Origin of the sequence: Vibrio sp. 10N.247.310.17 (assembly GCF_041466605.1) — a bacterium.
Lineage (GTDB): Bacteria > Pseudomonadota > Gammaproteobacteria > Enterobacterales > Vibrionaceae > Vibrio > Vibrio tasmaniensis_A.
The window spans coordinates 1-1,166 of record NZ_JBFSTC010000230.1; the positions used below are offsets into that span (position 1 = coordinate 1).

General features: G+C 40.0%; 1 protein-coding gene. It reads right to left on the reverse strand.

Features of this window, described 5'->3' with window-relative positions:
- Positions 1 to 384 precede the first annotated feature (384 nt).
- Positions 385 to 888 carry a peptide deformylase gene (def, locus tag AB6D80_RS25055; RefSeq protein WP_016785410.1) on the reverse strand — a complete coding sequence of 168 codons (504 nt, stop codon included), beginning with the start codon at positions 886 to 888 and terminating at the stop codon, positions 385 to 387.
- Between the last annotated feature and the right edge of the window lie 278 nt (positions 889 to 1,166).

Here is a 1,166-nt window from a genome sequence, read left to right on the forward strand (position 1 = left end):
ATGCTTTATTGATTTTATTGTTAATTTATAGACTCATCTAAGCGGAGAAGAGCCGGGAAAGTAAGGCAAGTTCCTGAGTTTGAACCTGAGTTCAATCCCTATATGGCTCATTTTGGGGCAGCTCTGAGTTAGTCACGATGGCTAGCTCGTGTGATCACCAAGCGATTCTGTCGTACCGTAATTATCAACCGATAAATGTCTAATGGCCTAGCCAATAGTGGTTGGCTGCGGAGAGACCACAATAAGAGATCTTCTATATGTGTTTGTCGTAAGCAATGTTTAATGACCGAAATGACAAAGCGAAGCAGATAACTTTGTTGTTCGAAAAGCATTGGCTACTCACGCAGCCAACAGGATGTAATTACCTATATTGATAGGCGGAAGTTAAGAGTGCGCTTTAACGTACTTCTTAACCTTTTTCATAGCCATTTGACGCTTAAGTGGTGAAAGATAGTCAATAAACAAGTTACCCGACAAATGATCTATTTCGTGCTGCATTACGATAGCTAGAAACTCATCACTTTCGATGGTCATTGGTTTACCTTCGCGATCTAAAGCAGACACAACAACTGAAGTAAAACGCTCTACGTCGGCATAATAGTCAGGAACTGATAAACAACCCTCTTGACCCAATGTTTTATCCGAGCCGCTAACCACTTCAGGGTTAACCAAAACTAATGGTTCATCTCGACTTTCGGAAAGGTCAATAATAACAACGGCCTCTTTACGACCAACTTGAGTTGAAGCCAAACCAATACCATTGTCAGTCGCATATAACGTTTCCAACATGTCGTCTATTAATGTTTGTACCGTGGAGAGATCTTGCACCTTTTCCGCTTTGACCTTAAGCCTTGGATCTGGTGCAGTCAGAATTTCTAAAACTGCCATATTTTCCTTCTATTCTTGGAAGCTCATAACGCTTTCTATATGTCGACTGTCCGTATTTTATGGGCCAATAATGCCTTCTTTCTTTTTAACCTTCAACAATACCAACAGATATGACGGGGTAAATAGCCTTTGCATATAACTTTGACAACACATTGCTTCAGATAACCTTTCGTAGGGGAAAAGCTCATGAACAGATTGTGAATGAGTAAAAGGTCTAGATTACAATGGGGCAAAAATGAGTTTCAGGAATTCTAATATTAGTGATTCATGAATAACTT